The 21,534-nt window shown below is 53.1% G+C and carries 28 protein-coding genes and 1 tRNA gene; 1 reads left to right on the top strand and 28 read right to left on the bottom strand.

Annotated elements, in window-relative coordinates; translation table 11 throughout:
* Window positions 1–68 precede the first annotated feature (68 nt).
* The 16 genes from NP596_RS06775 to moaB form a co-directional block, all read right to left on the bottom strand.
* Window positions 69–1,181 (bottom strand): tyrosine-type recombinase/integrase, encoded by a 1,113-nt coding sequence (locus tag NP596_RS06775; RefSeq protein ID WP_256614530.1) that lies wholly within the window; start codon window positions 1,179–1,181, stop codon window positions 69–71.
* Window positions 1,182–1,220: 39 nt separating this feature from the next.
* Complete coding sequence (locus NP596_RS06770) at window positions 1,221–1,661, bottom strand: helix-turn-helix domain-containing protein (RefSeq protein WP_256614529.1); 441 nt, start codon at window positions 1,659–1,661, stop codon at window positions 1,221–1,223.
* Between the two features lie 178 nt (window positions 1,662–1,839).
* On the bottom strand, window positions 1,840–2,244 hold the full coding sequence (locus NP596_RS06765) for a GntR family transcriptional regulator (RefSeq protein WP_256614528.1): 405 nt from the start codon (window positions 2,242–2,244) through the stop codon (window positions 1,840–1,842).
* 151 nt (window positions 2,245–2,395) lie between these two features.
* Window positions 2,396–2,611, bottom strand: a complete 216-nt coding sequence (locus NP596_RS06760; protein ID WP_256614527.1) for a hypothetical protein — start codon at window positions 2,609–2,611, stop codon at window positions 2,396–2,398.
* 152 nt (window positions 2,612–2,763) lie between these two features.
* Window positions 2,764–3,534 (bottom strand): DUF6387 family protein, encoded by a 771-nt coding sequence (locus NP596_RS06755; protein WP_256614526.1) that lies wholly within the window; start codon window positions 3,532–3,534, stop codon window positions 2,764–2,766.
* 98 nt (window positions 3,535–3,632) lie between these two features.
* Window positions 3,633–4,832: a tyrosine-type recombinase/integrase gene (locus tag NP596_RS06750; protein ID WP_256614525.1), complete on the bottom strand. Its 1,200-nt coding sequence runs from the start codon at window positions 4,830–4,832 to the stop codon at window positions 3,633–3,635.
* A gap of 226 nt (window positions 4,833–5,058) precedes the next feature.
* Window positions 5,059–5,134, bottom strand: a tRNA-Thr gene (locus tag NP596_RS06745).
* Between the two features lie 9 nt (window positions 5,135–5,143).
* Window positions 5,144–5,530, bottom strand: a complete 387-nt coding sequence (hisI, locus tag NP596_RS06740; protein ID WP_256614524.1) for a phosphoribosyl-AMP cyclohydrolase — start codon at window positions 5,528–5,530, stop codon at window positions 5,144–5,146.
* Window positions 5,527–6,300 (bottom strand): imidazole glycerol phosphate synthase subunit HisF, encoded by a 774-nt coding sequence (hisF, locus tag NP596_RS06735; protein WP_256614523.1) that lies wholly within the window; start codon window positions 6,298–6,300, stop codon window positions 5,527–5,529. Before hisF ends, hisI begins: the two co-directional genes overlap by 4 nt.
* A 34-nt stretch (window positions 6,301–6,334) precedes the next feature.
* Window positions 6,335–7,081 (bottom strand): 1-(5-phosphoribosyl)-5-[(5-phosphoribosylamino)methylideneamino]imidazole-4-carboxamide isomerase, encoded by a 747-nt coding sequence (gene hisA / locus NP596_RS06730; protein ID WP_256614522.1) that lies wholly within the window; start codon window positions 7,079–7,081, stop codon window positions 6,335–6,337.
* A gap of 75 nt (window positions 7,082–7,156) precedes the next feature.
* The gene (gene hisH, locus NP596_RS06725) at window positions 7,157–7,798 is read right to left on the bottom strand and encodes an imidazole glycerol phosphate synthase subunit HisH (RefSeq protein WP_256614521.1); all 642 of its coding nucleotides are present in this window, start codon (window positions 7,796–7,798) and stop codon (window positions 7,157–7,159) included.
* A gap of 39 nt (window positions 7,799–7,837) precedes the next feature.
* On the bottom strand, window positions 7,838–8,431 hold the full coding sequence (gene hisB, locus NP596_RS06720; RefSeq protein WP_256614520.1) for an imidazoleglycerol-phosphate dehydratase HisB: 594 nt from the start codon (window positions 8,429–8,431) through the stop codon (window positions 7,838–7,840).
* Window positions 8,432–8,480: 49 nt separating this feature from the next.
* Complete coding sequence (pepN, locus tag NP596_RS06715) at window positions 8,481–11,123, bottom strand: aminopeptidase N (protein WP_256614519.1); 2,643 nt, start codon at window positions 11,121–11,123, stop codon at window positions 8,481–8,483.
* A gap of 3 nt (window positions 11,124–11,126) precedes the next feature.
* Window positions 11,127–11,666 carry a phosphate-starvation-inducible PsiE family protein gene (locus NP596_RS06710; protein WP_256614518.1) on the bottom strand — a complete coding sequence of 180 codons (540 nt, stop codon included), beginning with the start codon at window positions 11,664–11,666 and terminating at the stop codon, window positions 11,127–11,129.
* A complete protein-coding gene (locus NP596_RS06705) occupies window positions 11,659–12,039 on the bottom strand; it encodes a DUF423 domain-containing protein (protein WP_256614517.1) in 381 nt (126 codons plus the stop codon). The genes NP596_RS06710 and NP596_RS06705 overlap by 8 nt, the downstream gene beginning before the upstream one ends.
* Entirely contained in the window at window positions 12,039–12,560 is a 522-nt protein-coding gene (moaB, locus tag NP596_RS06700; RefSeq protein ID WP_256614516.1) for a molybdenum cofactor biosynthesis protein B, read from the bottom strand. Before moaB ends, NP596_RS06705 begins: the two co-directional genes overlap by 1 nt.
* A 440-nt stretch (window positions 12,561–13,000) precedes the next feature.
* Here moaB and NP596_RS06695 point away from each other — a divergent pair, with 440 nt between their 5' ends.
* Complete coding sequence (locus tag NP596_RS06695) at window positions 13,001–13,621, top strand: hypothetical protein (protein ID WP_256614515.1); 621 nt, start codon at window positions 13,001–13,003, stop codon at window positions 13,619–13,621.
* 104 nt (window positions 13,622–13,725) lie between these two features.
* Here the strand turns inward: NP596_RS06695 and NP596_RS06690 are convergent, their stop codons facing one another.
* From NP596_RS06690 to NP596_RS06635, 12 genes are all read right to left on the bottom strand, one after another.
* Window positions 13,726–15,042 carry an NAD(P)/FAD-dependent oxidoreductase gene (locus NP596_RS06690; protein WP_256614514.1) on the bottom strand — a complete coding sequence of 439 codons (1,317 nt, stop codon included), beginning with the start codon at window positions 15,040–15,042 and terminating at the stop codon, window positions 13,726–13,728.
* Window positions 15,032–15,595: a hypothetical protein gene (locus tag NP596_RS06685; protein ID WP_256614513.1), complete on the bottom strand. Its 564-nt coding sequence runs from the start codon at window positions 15,593–15,595 to the stop codon at window positions 15,032–15,034. The genes NP596_RS06690 and NP596_RS06685 overlap by 11 nt, the downstream gene beginning before the upstream one ends.
* A gap of 21 nt (window positions 15,596–15,616) precedes the next feature.
* Window positions 15,617–16,594: a sulfite exporter TauE/SafE family protein gene (locus tag NP596_RS06680; protein ID WP_256614512.1), complete on the bottom strand. Its 978-nt coding sequence runs from the start codon at window positions 16,592–16,594 to the stop codon at window positions 15,617–15,619.
* Entirely contained in the window at window positions 16,584–17,000 is a 417-nt protein-coding gene (locus NP596_RS06675; protein WP_305891702.1) for an acyl-CoA thioesterase, read from the bottom strand. The genes NP596_RS06680 and NP596_RS06675 overlap by 11 nt, the downstream gene beginning before the upstream one ends.
* The gene (locus NP596_RS06670; RefSeq protein ID WP_256614511.1) at window positions 16,997–17,980 is read right to left on the bottom strand and encodes a lysophospholipid acyltransferase family protein; all 984 of its coding nucleotides are present in this window, start codon (window positions 17,978–17,980) and stop codon (window positions 16,997–16,999) included. Before NP596_RS06670 ends, NP596_RS06675 begins: the two co-directional genes overlap by 4 nt.
* Complete coding sequence (locus NP596_RS06665) at window positions 17,977–18,720, bottom strand: glycosyltransferase family 2 protein (RefSeq protein WP_256614510.1); 744 nt, start codon at window positions 18,718–18,720, stop codon at window positions 17,977–17,979. The genes NP596_RS06670 and NP596_RS06665 overlap by 4 nt, the downstream gene beginning before the upstream one ends.
* Window positions 18,704–19,087 (bottom strand): ApeI family dehydratase, encoded by a 384-nt coding sequence (locus NP596_RS06660; protein WP_256614509.1) that lies wholly within the window; start codon window positions 19,085–19,087, stop codon window positions 18,704–18,706. Before NP596_RS06660 ends, NP596_RS06665 begins: the two co-directional genes overlap by 17 nt.
* Entirely contained in the window at window positions 19,084–19,644 is a 561-nt protein-coding gene (locus NP596_RS06655) for a COG4648 family protein (protein ID WP_256614508.1), read from the bottom strand. The genes NP596_RS06660 and NP596_RS06655 overlap by 4 nt, the downstream gene beginning before the upstream one ends.
* Before the next feature lie 83 nt (window positions 19,645–19,727).
* Complete coding sequence (locus NP596_RS06650) at window positions 19,728–19,976, bottom strand: acyl carrier protein (RefSeq protein ID WP_256614507.1); 249 nt, start codon at window positions 19,974–19,976, stop codon at window positions 19,728–19,730.
* A complete protein-coding gene (locus NP596_RS06645; protein WP_256614505.1) occupies window positions 19,973–20,242 on the bottom strand; it encodes a phosphopantetheine-binding protein in 270 nt (89 codons plus the stop codon). Before NP596_RS06645 ends, NP596_RS06650 begins: the two co-directional genes overlap by 4 nt.
* Window positions 20,229–21,008: a lysophospholipid acyltransferase family protein gene (locus NP596_RS06640; RefSeq protein ID WP_256614504.1), complete on the bottom strand. Its 780-nt coding sequence runs from the start codon at window positions 21,006–21,008 to the stop codon at window positions 20,229–20,231. Before NP596_RS06640 ends, NP596_RS06645 begins: the two co-directional genes overlap by 14 nt.
* Window positions 21,001–21,534 (bottom strand): beta-ketoacyl synthase chain length factor (locus NP596_RS06635; RefSeq protein WP_256614503.1); only part of this gene is annotated, 534 nt, incomplete at its 5' end. The genes NP596_RS06640 and NP596_RS06635, both read right to left, overlap by 8 nt.

Raw genomic sequence — 21,534 nt, 5'->3', positions numbered from 1 at the left:
TTCGATTGCAGATTATAGCTTTTATATGCTTTGCCGACTATCTATCAGCTATTGATTTTGAGTTTTCATCAAACACCTTGTTGTTGTATTTGTTGATTAGCCATTGCCTTGACGACAGCTCGGGCAAATTCTTCAGCATTTTGGTTGCTCGAAGAGCGTGGCAATTTCAATTGCTGAATAATCTCGCCTTGCCTATGTTGTTGCACCTCGCCATAGCTGTACAAGGTGGTTAATACGTCGTCGTGGCCCAAGTTTTGGCTCCAGGATTTGAATTCTTCTGGTGTTTGGCAAAGTTGCTGCCCAAGTGTGACCAAGGTTTTGCGGAAGCTGTGCGGATTAAAATAAGCCAAATCTGCGGATTCAAAGGCTTCACGAAAAATACTGCGGATTGGCGTAGCATTGCTCCAGTGCTCAGGTTTGATACCCGAAGCAATAAAGACCCGGTCCTCGCCATTGATGACATTGGTTTTTGGAAACAAGGGGTCATCATTGCCCCACAGCAATTCTGATTTCAGGTAACTAACCCAGTCCACCACGAGTTGCTGAATCTCATCGCCGACAGGAAAGAAATAGGTGGTGAAGGTCTTGCTGAACTTCGTTTTGACCTCTCTAGCATCCTGAAAGATACAATTTGCTGTCAGATCGACATGCTTTAGCTTCATTGATGCTATCGCGCTGTCTCGGGCGCCGGTCAATAAGGTAAAGGCCAGCAATGCACGGTTACGCTGCTCGATGAGTGAGTCGCCCGGCATCGACGCGATGACATGCTTGATTTGCTCAAGGGTCGGCACGCGGGTTTGGCGCTTGGCTGTGGCGATGCGCACCTCTTTTTCCGATAAGTTGAAATATTCGGTGTCGGTATACCGCACACTGGATTTATAGCCCGGCTGCATGGCTAACCATTGGAAAAAGGCTTTCAACTGCCCAAGCGTCGAATTCATGGTCGATTTGCTCAGCGGCTTGCCGGTTTGCTGATTGCTCTGTTTGGCCAGATCAGCTTTGAAGCCAACGGCTTGCTGATAATGAAAAGCCTTAAAATCGCGGTATTTTGTGTAGGTTTCAAACCGACTGATGGCCTTGGCCACGGCATCGACTGAGCACTCGTTCTGGCGCTTGGCTTCTTTTAAAAAGATGAAGTATTGGCGCTTAATACGTTCGTTCTTGGCATTGTGTTTGGTCATGGTTTTAACTCACTATTTGAAGTCACTGTTTAGGAGGGGTTAATCGCTCTCGCTTATGTGTTTCAGTGCTTTCGTTTGTGTGATGTCCAGATGGTCGCGAATTTCGTCCAGACGGATGAAATTGACAAACTTGTTGATGATGCTGCCGCAGTCTGGACACAGTCCAATCAAACGTCCGTTATCCGCAGTGAGTGGTTCGTAATCAGCCATGTTTTCAGCCGGGCGTTGTGGTATCCGACAGCGCAGGCAGTAAATTTCATAGGGCTGACATTTACGCTTTTTGCTTACCCGTTTGTTTTGCCAATAACTGCGCAGGTCAGCTCCACTGATCAGGACAGGGCGCTTTTGGTCAATCGTCGGCAAGCCATCTTTTAACCATAATCGCACGGTATTTTTGTGGACCGAGAACAACGTGGCCGTTTCTTCTACTGTGTAGTTGCGGTGGATTTTGGCCCGGTTGGGATTTTGCAGCTTAGCCATTTAGTTTTGATCTGGTAACAAAAGGGGCATGGTTAAAGTAGGTGTGTCTTAAAACGCATCATGCAGCGACTAGCTAACGCGTTGAATTTGGTTGTCAGCGTGCCGGTTTTTAAGACACAAATTAATTCCGAGCTTTTTTCTGTATCAAAATGCAGCACACAAATGCAGTCTGCGTGCTTCAATTTGATACGGTTGGTTTGTTTTTAGCATTCCATTTCTCCCAGTCGTGGGTTGGATTTCGGTGTTCAAATGGCATCCAGGTCAAACGCCATTCGCGCGCTTTGCTGCCAGTTTTGCTATTGAATAAGGATTCGTTTTCGCAGACGATGAATCCCCGTTCATGTAGGATGTTGAACGATCTGGAAGCCGTATTGACGGCGCAACCGATTTTCTTAGCCGCTTCTCTTACGCCAAAGGCAACGGGCCTTTCGTTTCTCCATTGCATCTGTAGTAAGTCCATCAATACTTTGGCCTCGGACGGCATCGTTTCGTAGGCGTATGACTCGCGCATTGCACGAGAAACCACCATGACGCCGCCGCGCTGATCAAAATCAAGTTTGAGCTTGTTCTTTCGCTTTGCCATATTTGCTAGTCGTGATCGGCGCAATTTCCCTTCGATTTGCCCGTCGAGTTGAAGTCTTTTTGTTAAAAACCGGGAAATTTGCGCCTAGATTTACGCCTTATCGAATAAGGGCCGCGTCAGAACTGGCTTTGCATCGCATTTCTTATGCGAATCAATCCGCAAGCTGCGAATCGATGCACTCGGCCAAAACTTGGGTATTTACGAAAAGCTGTTTGCCGACCTTGCGAAAGGCTCTAGCAAGTCCGTTGTGTTGACGTTGTTTGACGACCCATTGCCAGCTTTTACGGCTGTACAAGTGGGGGAATTTATCGGGAACAGACTGGTATGGAACCAAGTCGGTTAGGGTAACTGCGGGTTGGTCTTGCATGGTATAGCCTCATGTTGTTTCACAATTTTTGGCTATTAAATCAAGGGAGAAGAATTATAACGAGGGAAGCGATCTGCTGATTTTCGCACCGGTATCACATTTAAAATAATGAATACCGGCATTAAAAACCCAATTTACTGTGTCGCTAATTTCTAGACGCTTGAAGATAACTGGAGGGCTAATGCATTAATAGTCGATTCTTGCATAAGCCATTCAGCTTTGGGTTTTATTGTTCTGCGTATTCGTTCAGTGGTATCCACTATCTCATCAGGAAAGAGGACGTTGCCTAGAACTGGTTGTGTTATTTTTATTTCGTTATATTTACTCCATATAATTAAATCTAGGTAAGGTAATATCATGTATTCAGCCCACTCTTTAAAATCAACTTCGTTAAATAGTTTTTTGGGTGCGACTAAATTTTTATCTTGCCTTACCTTTTCTAACCATTTTTTAAAGTCCGCAATTATCTGTTCATCATTCGCGTAAAGATTCACTGTGACTCGAGTGTGACTTGTCCTGTCTCTAAAATCGCTCTGTAAATATTCTTTTGTATTTTCATCAAAAAGTGATCTACGTGAATGTCTAACCAAATCTTTGTAATCCTTTATGGACAGAACAGACTGAGGTGCTGTGAATTTTAGCGTCTGAGCAATAGTGCACGCGCCTAAATTGGTTAAAGTAGAAACTGCGCTAGATGGCTGTAATCCTTCAGCCCAATATCTTTTGTTTCGCAAAGGATCAGTTATTATTCCTTGAAAATACTTATCAGCGAATGAGGCGTCAATACTACTTGAATATTCAAGGCTTGATAAAAAAAACTGTCTTTCAGAAAGGTTTTCCAGCCATTCTTTGGGGGTTAATGTCTCCATGCCATAATAGCTTTCAAGCTTAAACCAGTTAGGTAAATTTGGAGATTTTTTCATTAACACCCCATTGAACGTAAATAAATTTATAGCGGTTAGTAAAGCAAGCCTATTGCCTTCAGGTTTTGATCAAATCTGACAGGACTATTGAGGCTCGATTATAGTTTAAAGGCTTGAGCAAGCTCATTTACGATCTCCCGCTTTTGGTCTCGCCCTTGATGAATGTAGCGCATAGTCGTTTGAATACTCTTATGGCCAGCGAGTTTGGCAATCTGATTGATTTCCTTGCCGGAGTCGGACAGCGCAGAGCAGAACCCATGCCGTAGGCAGTGGAAGGTGAATTTTTCCAGTTTGACGCTACCATCTGAGTTCAAAATATCTTTTTCGGAAATGTCGGCCATTTTTAAAGCTTTGCTCCAGGCTTTGCGAAAATCCATCGGCTCTGAAGGATTGCCTCCCGCGAAGATCAGACCACTGCCGATTTCCTGTAAGCATTTCAGTTCAACCATGACTGCCGGCGGAAAATGCAATTCCTTGGCTTCACCGTTTTTGGTGTCGGCAAGATAGGTCGAATTATTTTTAAAATCGATGTCGCACCAACGTAGTTTTAACAGCTCGCCTTTACGTGCGCCGGTTGTCATAGCCATCAACACCAGGAGATAAAGTTTATCCCAATGCGATTCACGGCAAGCATTCAACAGCCGTTGGCGCTCATCCGCGCTCAAGACGCGGTCACGTTGTTTGGTATCGTTTTCGACCACGACATCACGAACAACATTGGTATCGATGTAGCCCCGACTTACTGCATATTTGAAGACGCTGGATAACACAGCCTTTTTCCGGTTAATGGTGGTGCCGCGTATTCCATCGTCGATCATGCCGTCGATATGTTCCCGGATGTCAAAAACATCCAGGTCGGTCATAAATCGGTCACCGAATATTTCGCACCAGTAGTTAACCCTAGCCATTTGGTTGCGATAATCCTTTTTGTTCCATTTGGACAAATATTCCCCGCAGACTTCGCGGAAGGTTTTGTATCGGATTCGTTTGCCGGCTTGTAGGAATAATTCAGCGCCGCCCATGTTTTCGATTTCTTGCGGTGACAATTGCAACAGCTCTTTTTTGGATAAGGCATTGATCACTTCCAATCGAGCTTGGTTACGAATCGTGAATAGATCAACACCCAATTGTGTGAAAAGTTCTTCTCCGCCCATCGCCTCGATGTCTGTGTCGGATAGGGCAAGTAATTGGGCAGCTTCCAGATTCGGAATTGTCTTGATGCTACGCTCAATCTTATCCGCCCAGGCTTGAGCAAGTTTTTCGGAAGGAAAGGTTTTGTTTTTGACGATGCCTTTCATGCGGACATCTGCTCTAAAGTTTCCGTTTGCCAAAGGTCTGATGTATGCCATCACACACCTCCAACAACGAAAATTGAAATCGAATTGGATAATTTTTTGGGGTTCATGCGCCGCCTCATTGAGCAAAGTTAAGCAGCACTGCGCCTAAATTTGCGCCTTGCTGCGGACTGTTGCTTCAACTCGACGGGCAATCTTGTTGAATGTTTTTACAAATCAACTGCTTAAATGGTGCCGGCAATAGGAATCGAACCTACGACCTTCGCGTTACGAGTGCGCTGCTCTACCTGCTGAGCTATGCCGGCTTTAGGCTTTTATTTGTAGATGGATTTAGGGTCTTTCAGGACGGGGTCTTTGGTTTGCCATTCGCCGTCTGCCAGGCTGCGGTAAAAGCAGCTTTCGCGGCCGGTATGGCAGGCAATGCCGCCTTCCTGGGCTATTTTAATCAAGATGACATCCGCATCGCAATCAAGTTGTATGTCCATGACTTTTTGCCGGTGGCCGGATTCCTCGCCCTTACGCCACAGGCGTTGGCGGGAGCGTGACCAATAAACGGCATAACCTTCGCTGACGGTAAGGGCCAGCGATTCGCGATTCATCCAGGCGAACATGACCACCCGACCTGTATCGTGCTGTTGGGCGATGACAGGCACCAAGCCGTCCTCGGTCCATTGAATTTCATTCAGCCAACTGTCGCTCACAGGCGCACCTCTATGCCGCGCGCTTGCATGTGGCGCTTGGCTTGTTCGATGGTGTATTCGCCGAAATGAAAAATACTGGCGGCCAACACTGCGTCGGCCTTGCCTTCGAGGATGCCGTCGGCCAGATGGTCCAGGTTGCCAACGCCGCCGGAGGCAATCACCGGTATGCCGACCGCTTCGCTGATGGCGCGGGTCAGAGCCAGGTCGAAGCCGGACTTGGTGCCGTCTCTGTCCATGCTGGTCAGTAAAATTTCGCCGGCACCGAAGTTCATCATCTTTACGGCCCATTCCACCGCGTCGATGCCGGTCGGTTTGCGGCCACCGTGGGTGAAGATTTCCCAGCGGTTTTCTTCGCCCTCCGGGCTGACTTTTTTGGCGTCGATGGCGACGACTATGCATTGCGAGCCGAATTTTTCCGCGGCTTCTTTGACGAATTCGGGGCGAAATACCGCCGCGCTGTTGATGCCGACTTTGTCCGCGCCGGCATTCAGCATGCGGCGAATGTCATCCAGCGTGCGGATGCCGCCGCCAACCGTCAGCGGAATGAAGACTTCGCTGGCGACCTGTTCCACCACATGCACGATGGTATCGCGGTTGTCGTGGGTGGCGGTGATGTCCAAAAAGGTGATTTCATCGGCGCCTTCCCGGTCGTAGCGGCGGGCGATTTCCACCGGGTCGCCGGCGTCGCGGATATCGACGAATTTGACGCCTTTAACCACGCGGCCGTTATCGACATCCAGGCAGGGTATTATACGTTTGGCGAGGCTCATGGGTTATGCTTGATGGTGTATTGAGCTGGCAACATTAGGCGCCCACGTCGGCATAGGATTCGGCGAGTTTTTCCGCCTCGGCAAAATCCAGAGTGCCTTCGTAAATGGCGCGGCCGGTGATGGCGCCCATGATGCCTTCGTGCGCCACTTCGCCCAGGGCGCGAATATCGTCGATATTGGTGATGCCGCCGGAGGCGATGACCGGGATGGTAATTTCGCGGGCCAGTTTGGCCGTGGCCTCGACATTGACGCCTTGCATCATGCCGTCGCGGGAAATGTCGGTGTAAATAATCGCCGAGACGCCTTGGGCCTCGAATTTTTTAGCCAAGTCTATGACGTCGTGGCGGGAAAGTTTCGACCAGCCGTCGATGGCGACTTTGCCGTCCTTGGCGTCCAGGCCGACGATGATATGGCCGGGAAATTCGATAGCGACATCGCGCACGAAGTGGGGTTCGCTGACGGCCTTGGTGCCGATGATCACGTATTCGACGCCGGCTTCCAGATAGCCCTGGATGGTGTCCTCGTCGCGGATGCCGCCGCCGATTTGCACCGGTATATCGGGATAAGCCTGCACGATGGCATGAATAACGTCGGCATTGCGCGGTTTGCCTGCAAACGCGCCGTCCAGATCGACCAAGTGCAGGCGGCGGGCGCCGGCTTCCACCCAGCGGCCGGCCACGGCGACCGGGTCGTCGGAAAATACCGTATTGTCGTCCATCCGGCCTTGGCGCAGGCGAACGCATTTCCCTTCTTTCAAATCAATTGCAGGTATCAGCAACATAGTTCAATCTCAACGGTTAAATCATTTCTCAAAAGGTTAAAAAAGCCGGTGCGCGGCGCGCTTCGGCGCACGGCATTAAGCAGCGCCGTCCCAGCGCAAGAAATTTTGTAACAATTGCAAGCCTACCTCCTGACTTTTTTCCGGGTGGAATTGCACGGCGAACATATTGTCTCGGGCCAAGGCGCAGGTGAACGGATCCGGGTAATCGCTGGTCGCGATACTGTCTTCCTCTCTATCCGGCGTAACGAAATAACTGTGCACGAAATAAAACCGGCTGTCCTGAGCAATGTTATGCCACAGGGGATGGGATTTTTGTTTGACCCGGTTCCAGCCCATGTGCGGAACTTTTAATATCCCGCCGTGCTGGTCGCGCAAGCCGTCGGTAAACCGGCGCACGTGGCCGGGAAACAGATTCAAGCAGCCGATGCCGCCGTTTTCTTCGCTGTCGGTCAACAAAGCCTGCATGCCCAGGCAGACGCCCAGGAACGGCTTTTCGCGCGCCGCTTGCATGATCGGCTCGACCAAATTCAATGCGCGTAAAGATTGCATGCAATCGCGTATGGCGCCCACGCCGGGGAAAACCACCCGGTCGGCATCCTGAATCACTTTGGCGTCGGCGCTGATCTGCACCTGGGTTTGCGGGTCGGCATGCTGAAGCGCTTTGGCGATGGAGTGCAAATTACCCATTCCGTAATCGATAACGGCAACTGATGACATAAAAACTAGAAAATTAGGAAGAAAAACAGCTAAAGGGGATTATAGACTACCTTTGGTTGAAGGCATGATGCCCGCCATGCGCGGGTCCGGGCTGATGGCCATGCGCACGGCGCGGCCAAAGGCCTTGAAAACGGTTTCGGCAATATGATGGGCATTACCGCCTTTCAGGTTATCGATATGCAGGGTGACGCCGGCATGGTTGACGAAGCCCTGGAAAAATTCCTTGAACAAGTCGACGTCGAAACCGCCGATAAAGGCGCGTTTAAATTCTACTTCGTAAAACAAACCCGGCCGGCCGGAAAAATCCACCGCCACCCGCGACAGGGACTCGTCCAGCGGGCAATAAGCATGGCCGTAGCGGTAGATGCCTTTTTTATCGCCCAGGGCCTTGGCAAACGCCTGTCCCAGCGTAATGCCGATGTCTTCCACGCTGTGATGGGCATCGATGTGCAGGTCGCCGTTCGATACGATGTCCATATCGATCAAGCCGTGCCGGGCTATCTGGTCCAGCATGTGATCCAGAAAAGGCAGCCCGGTGCGAAAAGTAGCCGTGCCGTTGCCGTCCAGATTGACGGCAATCTTGATCTGGGTTTCGAGCGTATTACGTTCGACCTGTGCGGTACGTGGGTTCATGCTGGCTGCGAATGGGTTATTTCGGCGCTAGTTTACGTGATTGTGACCACTACGCCAAACTCTTGCTGGCAATTTCATAAACATCCTTCGAAAGCGCTTCGGTGGCGACGATGCGATGCAGCTGCTGCTTCATCAATTCCTGGCGCTTGCCGTCGTAGCGGCGCCATTGCGCCAAACCGGTCACCATGCGGGAAGCGATTTGCGGATTCAAGGTATTCAGAGCCAAAACCTGGTCGGCCAGAAAGCGGTAACCTTCGCCGTTTTTGGCGTGGAAGTGCAGCGGATTGGCTTGGCTGAAGGCGCCGATCAAGGCCCGTACCCGGTTGGGTGTGTGCATATCGAATGCCGGATGTTGCATCAAACGTTGTACGGTGGCAAAAGTGTCGGGCATGTGGCTGGAGGCCTGCAAGGCAAACCATTTGTCGATAACCAGGGCTTCGCGTTGCCATTGTTGGTAAAAACGGTCCAGACACTCGGCTTTGTCCGGGTGGTGGCTGTTGACGATAGCCGACAAGGCCGCTATTTGGTCGGTCATGTTGCGGGCTTGTTCGAATTGCGCTTTAGCCAGCGCGTAGCTGGCGCCGGATTCCAGTTGGTTGAGATAGCTCAGGCAGGCGTTTTTCAAGCGCCGTCTGCCGATGGCATCGGCACTGAACTTACCGGATTCGTCCCGGTGGTGGATACGGTAAACCCGTTCGAAGTCGTCCAGCAAATCATGGGCCAGGGTGGTTTTGACGAATTCGCGGGCATGATGAATGGCATCCACGTCGATTACCGGCATTTGCCCGGCCAGATAGCTCTCGTCCGGCAGCGCCAGCAGCAAGGCCTGATAGGACAAATCGTCGCCTTCCTCGGCCAACAGGCCATTGAAAGCTTTTACCACCAAGGCATTCAGATGCAGCGGCCGTTGCTGGTGTAAATCTTCGATCAAATCGAAAATCACTTTTACCGCCAGTTGTTGGCCGGCTTCCCAGCGGTTGAAGGTGTCGCTGTCGTGTTGCAGTAAAAACGCCAGCTCTTCCAGGCTGCGCGGCATGTTTAAATTCACCGGCGCGGAGAAGCCGCGTAACAGGGAAACCACCGGCTGCCGCGCCAGTTTGTCAAACACAAAGGTTTGCTCGGATTGGGTCAAGTTTAGCGTGATTTCCTCATGCTGCCTGCCGTCGAGGACGATGGGCGCCGGCGAGCCGTCCGGAGCCAGCAAGCCCAGTTTGACCGGAATATGCAGCGGGGCCTTCTCCGGCTGGTTGGGGGTGGGCGGGCAGCTCTGTTGCATGGTTAAACGCAGTTGTTGGGCCTGGGTATCGAATTGCTGGCTGACAGTCAGTACCGGCGTGCCGGCTTGCGAGTACCAGCGGCGGAATTGGTTCAGTTCGACGCCATTGGCGGCTTCCATGGCGTTGATAAAGTCTTCGCAGGTAACGGCTTGGCCGTCGTGGCGGGCGAAATAGAGGTCGCAGCCTTTGCGAAAACCCGCCGCGCCCAGCAAGGTATGCAGCATGCGCACCACTTCCGCGCCTTTTTCGTAGACGGTCAGGGTGTAAAAGTTGTTGATTTCGATGTAGGCTTCCGGGCGGATCGGATGCGCCAAAGGCCCCGCATCCTCGGCAAACTGGCGGGTTCTTAGGGCATTGACGTCTTCGATGCGTTTCACCGCTGCCGAAGTGCGGTCGCCGGTGAATTGCTGATCGCGGAAAACGGTAAAACCTTCCTTCAAACTCAGCTGGAACCAGTCGCGGCAGGTGATGCGGTTGCCCGACCAGTTGTGGAAATATTCGTGGCCGATCACGCCTTCGATATGTTCGTAGTCGCTGTCGGTGGCGGTGTCGGGCCGGGCCAGCACGAATTTGGTGTTGAACACGTTCAACCCCTTGTTTTCCATCGCGCCCATATTGAAATGATCGACGGCGACGATCATGTACAAATCCAGATCGTATTCCAATCCGTAGGTTTCCTCGTCCCAGCGCATGGCATTTTTCAAAGACTGCATGGCGTGGGTACATTTGTCGACATTGTGTTGTTCGACAAAAATTTCCAGCGCAATTTGGCGCCCGCTCATGGTGGTGAAGTTGTCCGCCACGCATGCCAGCTGTCCGGCCACCAGGGCAAACAAGTAACAAGGCTTGGCGAAAGGGTCTTCCCAGCCGACCCAATGCCGGTTGTGTTCCAGCTCGCCTTGGCCGATTTTATTGCCGTTGGACAGTAAAACCGGATACTGGCTTTTATCGGCGGTTAATGTGGTTTTAAAACGGGTCATCACGTCCGGCCTGTCCAGAAACCAGGTGATTTTTCTGAAACCCTGCGCCTCGCATTGAGTGCATAGCATGCTGCCGGACAGGTATAGGCCTTCCAGGGCAGTGTTGGCCTTGGGGTTGATACGGTTCTCGATATTGACGACGAAGGGCCGGTCTTGCGGCACGCGATGGAGAGTCATCGCCTCCGGGGTAATCGCAAAATCGGCCTCCGCCAGCGGCTTGCCGTCCAGGCTAATGTTTACCAGCTCCAAGTCTTCTCCGGCCAGTATCAAGGACATGCCTGGATCGGTGCTTTGCGGATTGCGGCGCATGCACAGACGGGATTCGACCAGGGTATTTTGCTCGTCCAAATCGAAATTCAATTCGACACTGTCGATCAGGTATTCCGGCGGGGTGTAATCTTTCAGGTAAACGGTTTGAGGGGTGGCGTCGCGCATGGTTTATCGCTCGGTTTGAGGGGCGGGTTTGGGTTTGTAGGAGATCAGCCAATAAGTAAGTCCCAGCGCAACGATGACCGCCGCAATGGCGACAATGTAGGGCCAGTCCAGATCCTTGAAATCCAACATAATGACTTTTCGCGCTACCGCCATCAAGGCGGTGGCGATTACCATCCTGATAGGCAGTGCATCGTATTTGAGGTAGACGGTGATATTGATAAAAATTTCCACGGCGATCAATACCGATAGAAAAGAGCCGAAGATCGCCAAAATGTCGGTGACGGTCAGCAACATAAAGGGTGGCGTCATCAGCCGTTGGTAGATGACATAAAACACATCGGCCACGCCCCACAGGATGACTAGAGTCATCAGGACCGCCAGCACCTTTATTGCAAAATGAATCACATAATGCAGAACTTTAATCAAGCCGTCTTCCGCGACTGGCGGTAATTTTTCCTCGACATTATCCGGGTCGCGTAAATTGCGGTTGGCAGGTGGGCGGGAAGGCGTGGCGGTTGTCGGGCGAATGGGCGGCTTATCCATGAGTTGAACTCCGGTGATGTTGAAACGCGACATGGGCCAGCAGCCCCCATGCCAGTAAAAAAGCCAGTCCGCCCAGCGGGGTGATCATGCCCAGCCAGCCGATTTTCAGAATCGCCAGTAAATACAAACTGCCGGAAAATAGGACGATACCCGCCACCAGGGACCAGCCGGCCCAAGTCAGGCATGGTTGCCGCGGGAGAGCGGCTATCAGTGCCAGTAGCAGCGCATGCCACATTTGGTAGCTTACCGCGGTTTTGTAGATGTCCAAATAGTGTTCCGACAGGACGTTTTTCAAGCCATGGGCGCCGAAAGCGCCCATGGCCACCCCCAAAAAGCCGGCCACGGCGGCAAATAACATGAAACGCGCTTGCATCATTTCTCCAACAGGCGCGGCATCAATTGCACCAGATTGCAGGGGCGGGTGCGGAAGTCCAGTTGATCCTTGATCAGGTTTTCCCAGGCGGTACGGCAGGCCCCGGAAGAACCCGGTACGCAAAAAATGTAAGTGCCGTTGGCCACGCCGGCCAACGCCCGAGATTGCATGGTCGAGCTTTTAATGTCCTGGTAGGAAATCATCCGGAAAACTTCGCCGAATCCATCCAGCATTTTGTCCAGTAGCGGCGTAACGGCTTCCGGGGTGCCGTCGCGGCCGGTGACGCCGGTGCCGCCGGTGCTGATGATGGCGTGAACGGCTGGGTCGGCAATCCATTGGCTGACAACGGCCCGAATCCGATAGATGTCGTCGGGCACTATTTTTTTATCGTGCAGGCGATGGCCGGCTTCCGTCAGGCCGGAGACCAGGGTCTGGCCGGAGGAGTCGTTCGCCTCGGTACGGCTGTCCGATACGGTCAACACGGCCAGATTTAAAGGCAAAAATTCTCGAGCTTCAGTCATCGGCGTCTCCTGAAAATGGTCTTGCATTCTAAGTAACCCCTAAGCGGCAGGCAAGCGGCGATTCAAGATTGTTTCCGGGATTGAACAATGCGCCGGCCTTGGCGGGCGCAAGGCGTTCCGAGCGATTGGCCGTCATACGGTTGTCATTGAGTCAAATGCCTTGATGTAAAGTCTGAGTGCGTGGGATATGACGTAATTATTTCCGGGTATTTTTAGTGTGGGGCGCGATTTGTACTTTAGGGCAGTATTTTACCGGGATTAAGATTGGTACTATACACGGTGGTGCGTGAAATGCCGTAAGTGTTGTCTTAATTTTGTTTCAAAACACTTATATTTCTGTCATCAATGCGTAATATGCCTCATGTATAAGTCATATCGCATTTTTAATGCGCTATATGACGTAATTATTTCACAGACAATTTCATTCAGGGAGAAAACGGATGAGAGCAAGCGTTAATCGGTTTATGGCTATCGGCTTACTGGCTTTTTCCAATCTGGCTTCCGCCAGCATTTGGGAGCCGACGGCCAATGTAGTCAATTTCTTTAGTTTCCCGGCGTTTGCGGTCGGCCCGGTTAGCTGGTCGCCAACCAGTACCTTAGGCATTTTCGAGGATACCGAAACCGCTTTCACGACTACACCCATTGCCCAGTTCAGCAACGGTGCGAATATCTCGTTTAGCCAAACTCAAGGCAGCCAGGACTGGACCATCACGGTGGCTTCGCTAGTTAACGGCGCAACCGTTTCGTCTGCCGGCATTCTGACGGCTTCCAACCGCTTTCAAGTGGCCTGGCTTTCCAGTGCGGGTACCGCCAATGAAAAATGGGTGGTGCAAACCGGTAGCACTTCCAACCCTTGGACACCGAATTTTTGGCAGTTGCTTTTTACAGACACGTCATTGCTCAGCAATAACGTCTCCATTGCCTACGCTACTAACATAAAACCCTATGAGGGTTTGGATGCGGGCGGTCCGATTAGCGGCGTGCCCGTGCCGCCGGCGGCGTTGAGCTTTTTGACAGGGATAGTCGGTTTTTTAACCTTGCGTAAACGCCGTACCGTTTAACCTGATCCTCCGTTGAGATTCCACTCCTGGTTTCAAGCGCCGCTTGGTCGTATGGAGACGGGTGGGATCAACCCCGGAGGCTTTGTTTTTAAAGTCGCGGCTTGCTACAGCATCAACTTTTCCATAACGTGCGCTCTGGCTTGAGTCGGTTGTAGGTTGAGACCGGCATTTTCAGCCAGTTGGTGGAAATTATCGGAACGTTCGGACATAAATGCCGCGGCCAGCATCAATTCCAATTCTACTCGCGGCACTTGTCTCATGAAGCGGCTCACCAGTTCCGAATCCACGCCGTCACCCCCAAACTCGCCCAGGGCCAGCGAACGGGAAAAACCGTAGAACTGGCGAATACGGTTTTCGCACAATTGGGCATGGCGGGCCCGATAGGCCGGATTTTGCAAGGATTCCGCGATGGCCAAGGCGGTGATGCAGGCGTTGTAAAAGGCGTTCAGCACGCCGTGGGAATATATAGGATCGACAAACGAGGCGGCATCGCCGATACAGTAGAAATTTTCCCCACACAATTTACTGGAGTAATAGGAATAGTCCGGCCGTTGGCTGAACGAGCTTTCCAGGTATTCGGCCCCATCCAGCAGCCGGTCCAAATAAGGGGCGGATTTCAGCGTGTGCAGAAAATAGCCTTCGCGTTGATTTTTATCCATGGCGCGAGCCCGGTCGGTGTTGATGACCAAGCCGACGCTGGCAACTTGGCGCATGGCAATATGCCAGATCCAGCCGTCTTCAAACGACGTAACAAAGGTGACCGGCCGGACTTTAACGACCTCGCGGGCCGCATAACTGCGGCCATCGGCGCCGACATAGCGGGCGTTTTTGAAATGCCCCCACAAGGATAAAAAACGCATGCTCGAATCGATCAGGCGTTTGGATTTGAACTGTCCCGCCAGCACGGCGGACGAACCGCTGGCATCGATCACAAACCGGCAGCAAATCGCGCCTTCGCAGGTGTCGCCGCCGCGTTTGTCCAGATAATTGACTTCCGGCTGCTCCAATTCCAATCTAGCTTCCCGCACGGTTACCTGTTGAAAGACCTGCGCGCCTTGCCGTTCGGCGTGTTTTATCAACAATTCATCGAAAATGTCCCGTTCTACATGCAGAGCGGGGCGGGTGAAGCCGAACTCGGCAAAGGCGATCCTATGGATTTTGCCGTTCCACACCGTAATGCCGCCGGCCTTGGCGACAAAGCCTTGCTGTTCCATCAGCGGCGCGGCGCCGGTCAGCTCGGCATATTTCCAGACATGGGGAATCAGGCTTTCCCCCACTTGCGGGCGCGGGTGTTGGGCTTTTTCCAGCAACACCACATTTATGCCTTGCTTGGCCAACAAGGCCGCCACGCTGGAACCGGCCGGGCCGCCGCCGATTACCAGCACATCGCAACGCCGTGGAATACCGTTGCTAGTCGACAATATTTTCCACCTTGTCGTTTTTGAAATGTACGACGAAGCGGTCGAAACGATGCTTCCAGTAGACCCAGTCGTTGCCGTTTAGCGAGGGTGTTTCATTTTGCGGCGGATAACCGATGGCTGCCAAAACCGCCTTGCGGCTCATGCCTTTTTTGACCTGTCCGGCCAGAATGGCGTCTTTTTCGGCCGCGGAAAACTGGTTCATATCGACTTTGCCGGTGCCGGCGATTTTTGTAAAGGCGGTTTGCATGTCGTCTATCGTGTGCTTGGGGACATTCTCAATGCTCAGCGGCTGGCCGCTTTCCACTAATCTGAGTTCGGCTTGGCCGCTGTTGATGGCCTGCAGGCTAACGGCGGTATTGATCGGAATCAAGATGCCTTTGCGGTAGTTGGTGGTGCGGAAATTGTTTTTTTCCTGAAACAGGCTGAACTGGGTGTAATAGATCTGCCCCGGTTGTACGCCTGGAGCCAGTTGATCCGGTTTCAGTTCTTTTTTACAACCTGTCAGTAAAACGGTCAGGCCTAGCAAGGCCAGTAAGAAAGTTTTTCTGTGCATTGGCATATCCTCATGGATGGATTATGAAAGTGCTGGCGGGCGATCCAGATAACGTTTAGACCGGTACATAGAATAATACACGCAAGAAAAACCCAGGAACAGCGCGATTGCAGCCAGGCCCAGTTGCGGAGTCAGCGGAATCAGGATCAGGGACGACAGCAATTCCAGCCCAATCAAGCCCAATAAGGTATAAACGACCGCCACTCTGGACATGCGCGAACACACGTAAACACCCAACGGCGCGCCCATGACGACGATAGGGATAGCGGCCAGCCAATATTCCGTTACCGGCGGTACGAAACGGTCCGACCAATAAATCATCGCGAAAGCCGACCAGGAAGTCAGCACCATCATGACGATGACCGTCGGTGTCGCGGCTTTCTCGCAGAGCCGAAACCATAACACCAATACCGAAAATACAATGATTTCCAGGCCGCTGCCCAGCAAGCCGCTGATCAGGCCGCCCAGCATGCCGAAGCCCAGCAAGGTTAGCTTTTCCGGACCGCCGAAAGCAGGCAGGCTATCATGCCGGTCGCGGTCCGGATCGCGATTATGCCACCACAGCGCCAAGGCAAAGCTGCTTTGAATGACGGTAAACACCATTCTTACCGCGCTGGCGGGTAACTGCTCGGCTATCTGGAAACCCAGCCACAGCATGGGCACCGATCCCACTACCACCCAAAACACTGCCCGCCATTCCACCCGGATGCGTAACAGCAAAATGGTCAGCAAGGCAGAGCCCATGCCTACGCTCTGCGTGGCCAGCGAAAACAGTTTGGCTTGCATGGCGGGAATGGCCAGTATTTTGGTGAATACCGGAAAAGCCACCGCGCCGCCGGCTTCGCTGGTGGCGCCGGCGACAAACGAACCGAAAGCCATGGTCAATGAAATAGGCCAATGCTTGGCGATGGCCCAAAAAGGCGGCGAATCGGGCAAAAAATACCACGCAAACCAGGCCAGCGGCGGGATCAGTAGCGTGAGTTTTTTATTAAGACGCATCGGGTTTGATCCCGAGTTTGTCCAGAAAGACGGCCGGCGAGGCGAAACTCATTTCGCCGCTGGCGCTATCGACCGCTGCCTGCACGGTGTGACCCTTAGCCAGCACTTCGCCGGATTCGGCATCGGTAATGCGGTATTTGATTTTCATGCGGTATTCCCATTCCACCAATTCGGCCGAAACCTTGATGCGTTGATCGAATCTGGCCGGCCGTACATAGCGCAATTGAATGTCGACGATCGGCCAGACGTAGCCCGTGGCGCGCATGGCCATATAGCCGTAGTCGATTTTGTCCAGCATCGCGCAGCGGGCGATTTCGATGTATTTGCAATAGTGGCCGTGCCAGGCAATGCCCAGCATGTCGATATCGAAGAAGGGCACGGTTAATTCCACTTCGGCGCGGATCATGGCGAGTCGTTCTCCTGTTGCCGATTATTGCCCCCGGTTTCGGCCGGGGTCTGCCAATACGGATAAAAATTAAACCACTGCAAGGGGGCGATACGGCAATGGGTTTCCAATTGTTCGGCATAACGCCTTGCCAATGTTTTCAACATATCGCGGCGTTGCGGCTCGGCGCGTGGAATGCGGATGGTGTCGGCAAAAGGTTGCAGATCGATTGTATAGCGGCCCTGGCTGGCGTAACAAAACAAGGTAAACACCGGGCAACGCAGCAGCGAGGCCAGCAAATAAGGGCCCTGAGGAAAAGCGGCGTCCGCGCCCAAGAATGGAACGGTTATGGTGCGGCCGCCTTGTACGGGTACTCTGTCGCCCACCATCACCAAAAATTCGCCGCCTTCGATTTTTTCCTGCAGTTCGATAGCGATGGCCGGGTTCAGTTCGGTAACCTGAATCAGTTTGATGGTGGCGCTGCCGGTAGTGCCGCCCAGCAAGCGGTTGAATTTTTCGGCATGGCGGGTGTGCACCAGAATGTTCAGACGGATGTGGCCGCGCAGATTGGCGATGGCCTGGCAAATTTCCAGATTGCCGATATGGCCGCTGACCAGCATGGCGCCGCGTTTTTGTTCCAGTAGCTCCAGCAAAAGCGGCCGGTTGGGAAAGTCGATCCGGCCGGCATCGATATAGCCCATCCAGGCGATGATTTTATCCAGCAGGGTCTCGCCGAAACCGAGGAAATGCCGGTAACTTTGCCACCAGCCGCTGCCGATGCGCAAATCGGGGAAATAGCGGTTCAGGCGGCGCAAATAATCCCGCGAGGCGTCGCGGGCGATGGCGCCGGTGAAAAAGTAAAAACTGACCACCGGCATTAAAATCAATCGAAACGCCCAACGGCCGAAAATCCGGTAAATCCACACCAGGGCTTTGATCCCCCACACCAGGCTGGTTTCTTCCAGCGCGGCCCAATGTTTGGGCGGGTTATCCGACATCATGGCCAATGCCGCGCCACGAGTTGCGGCAGGCGCGCCAACATACCGAAAAACAAGCGGGCATGGGTCAGGCTGATACGCAGGTTGTCTTCCCAACCGCGAAAATGCGAAACGCCGTCTTGCGGATATCCCACTTTTGTGGGTATGGAAACGATGCGCAAACCCTGCCAATACAGACGAACCAGAATCTCCACATCGAAGGCCATGCGATCTTCAAGGACCGTGTTGCTAATCAAGCGGGCGCAAGCATCCAGCGGATACACCCGGTAGCCGCACATCGAATCCCGAATTTGTAGGGATAAGGTGTTGATGACCACCCAGATTTGTGTCAGATAGCGGGCGTAATAGCGCAGCTTGGGAATGGAGGCGTCGAAAATCGGCTGGCCCAACACAACCGCTTGCGGGTCTGCTTCGGCCGCAGCGAGAAATTGCGGTAAATCGCTCAGGTCGTGCTGGCCGTCGGCGTCGATTTGCACGGCATGGGAATAGCCCAAGTCATGGGCATGCAGCATGCCGGCCTTGACGGCGCCGCCCTTGCCGCGATTTTCGTCCAGGCGCACAGCTTGCACCCATGGGTATTGCACGGCCAAATCGCGTATCACGTCGGCGCAGGAAGACCGGCTGCCGTCGTCGATCAAAATGCAGGTTAAGTTGTATACGGCCAAGCGCGCCACGATGCCGGGCAACGGTTGCTCGTGATTATAAACCGGGATCAGGATGCAAGGCTTAAACGGAAGCGTCATGGAAGTAAATCCTGCCGGAGCTGTATTCTCGGGTTTCGGAGTGGTATCGAAACTCCAATTTACAAGCTCGCGGCGGATAACGCAAACTCAGATCAAAGTGCTGTTCCGGCAGCAGCAGTTCCTTGAACTTCACGGCTTCCATATGGCTAAACACCGCTTGCAAGCCTAAATACCGTTGGGCGTAATGCACGGCCCATTGGATTTGCACCACCCCGGGCACGATAGGGACTTGCTCGAAGTGTCCGGCAAAATAAGCCAAATCCCGCGGGATGCATAAAGACAGAATAATCCCCTCGCTGCTTGGGTGGCTGCCGATGAGCTCAGGGTACAGCACCGGGTTTTGTTCGAGCGGAGCGGAAGGGTTCAATAGCTTGCCTTCACTTTACGGCGAACCAGCATTTCGCCGGCCATTAACAGACCCATCAAGATATAAAACAGGCAGCCGTTGTACAAGCTCCACAGCCAGGGATCGCCGTACCAGAGGGTGGCCAGGGAAATGCCGGCGTTGCAAAGGAAAAACACACTCCAGACCAGGGTGACTTTGCGAGTGTACGCCACGCCTTTAGGCGGCAGATCCGGGTCTTCCAGCCGGGCCAGCCGCTCTACTGCGCTAGGCGGGTAGACCAAGCTGTAGGCAAAAACCGCAAAAAACGCCAGACTCACCAATACCGGGTAGCTGAGTAGCCAGCGGGTTTCGTTAAATAAGGCGATGGCCAATAAAAATACCAGACAGGCAGGCGCCAGCATCGCCGTAATGCCGGCCGGTTTTGGGCCTGGTTTTCGGGCCAACAGGCGCAGCAGAAAAACCGCCGCTAAAGCCAGCGCGATTGCGCGGGGCTGAAAATAATCCAACGAATACCAGACCAGAAACGGGTAGCCGAGCGTGGCGGCCCAGGCCAAGCCGTTTAGGCCGATGCGCAGCATGGCGGCAATTCCGTTAGCGTTGCGGCTTTGGCTGCCGATAGGTTTTGCCGCGGCGACAGCCGTTTGCGGTTGGGCATGGACAATTAAGCAGAGGTAATGCGATGCACCGTATCGACGACATCCTGTATGGTGCGGGCGTTTTTGAAGTCTTCCGGGTTAATGCGCTTGCCGGTCAATTCCCGCAGCCGGACCATCAAATCCACGGCATCGATGCTGTCGATGTCCAGATCCGTGCTCAAGTTTGCGGTCGGGACGATGTCGGCGGGCGACAGCTCGAACATGTCCGCCATGATTGCTTGCAAGAATATAAAAACATCTTCTTGGGTTTTCATACTGATTTATTTTCCTGTTGCGATGCCACAAAACCGGCCAGATTTTTCACCGAGGCGAAATGCTCGGCCAATCCGGTTGCATGAGTATCGATATGAATATTGTATTTTTTTTTCAAGGCGACGCCCAGTTCCAATGCATCGATGGAATCCAGGCCCAAGCCTGCGCCGAAAAGCGGCGTATCGGAAGCAATCTCAACCGGAGTGATGTTTTCGAGTTCGAAAATGTCGATAATTAAACGTTTAAGCTCGGCTTCAAGATTTTCCATGCTGTGCCAATTGCTCGATAAAATACGCTTCCAATTGCCGGGTCAACCGCCTTGTCGATTGCGAGCGGCAGCTGTCCCCGGAAACTGGCGTTAACCGTATATGATCCCCTACATGCAGGCTTAAAGTAAACCTCTTTTCAGGTATCCGATACCATTTTTCCCGCTTGGTCAGGGTGGTTGGATGGCAGCCGATGGCGACCGGCAAAAGTTTGGCCTGGGCTTGTAGAGCGATGGCGGCGGCGCCGCGTTGAAATTTGACGGGTTTGCCGGGCGTGGTGCGGGTACCTTCCGGAAAAATGATCAGCGAGCCGCCCGCGTTCAGTTCTTCCGCGCAGCGCGCCACCAGCATTTCCGGATCCTCGGCATAGATATAGCCCATGGCGCGGATGGGAATGCGCATGAACGGATTGCGGATCAATGCGGGTTTCACAATACAGGTGGCATTGGGGATTTGCGAAATCAGAAACACGATGTCCAGCAAGCAAGGGTGATTGGCGATAACCAGATTGCCGTCGGCGGCAAGCAGCTCCCGCCGGCCCCGCACTTGGTAATTCAGAATACCGATCAGATGCATGAAATCCATGTAAACCCGGAAAATACCTTGCATCAGCCTGCGGGTGCGGCGTTTTTTAGTTTCCCCCCGGCCCAGGAAGGGCTCGAATACAGGAAACAACAACCCCCAAACCAGGATGCCCATGGCGCCGAACAGAAAAAAACTCAACCCGGTGCCGAACAAACGCCAGCAGTAATCAAGGCGCTCAAGCATAGTCTAAATTCCAGTGCCAGCACGAGCGTTCCAGCCGGCAGCTGCCGTGACGGCGATTGCTTAGCATGGCCGGCAACAGGCCGGCTTCGTCGTCACTGTTCGCGGTATTGTCCGCCGCTTCTCGGAACAGATTCAGTTGCGGGCCGGTTTGGCCGGCTTGGCTCAAAACCATGGCTAAGGCCCAAGTTTGGCCGGAGGGTGCGGAATCGCTTAGCCAAGCTTCCGGTAGGGGTTGTTCGTACCAGACGGCCAATACTTGCGGGGCTTCCAGCAACAAGCCGGCGGCTTCCAAAAAAGGAGTGAAAAAGCCTTCGCCGCCGCCGGCCAAGGCGACATAAGGCTGGAAGCTTTCGCTGTGCAAACTGTGCAGGCCGCCGATGGCATTGTGAACCGAGAGGCTGAAGCGGCTGGGCGACACGCTGCCCTCGGCGGCTAAACCCGACAATATGTCGAAATAATACTGACTTTCGCCGTGGCGGGAAAAAAATACCGCCGGCATGTCGCCCCGGGCCCGCCGGCAATGCCA

The organism is Methylomonas rivi, assembly GCF_024505165.1.
GTDB classification, from domain to species: domain Bacteria; phylum Pseudomonadota; class Gammaproteobacteria; order Methylococcales; family Methylomonadaceae; genus Methylomonas; species Methylomonas rivi.
The sequence above is the reverse complement of the archived record's forward strand: the minus strand, read 5'-3'. Positions and strand labels throughout refer to the sequence as shown.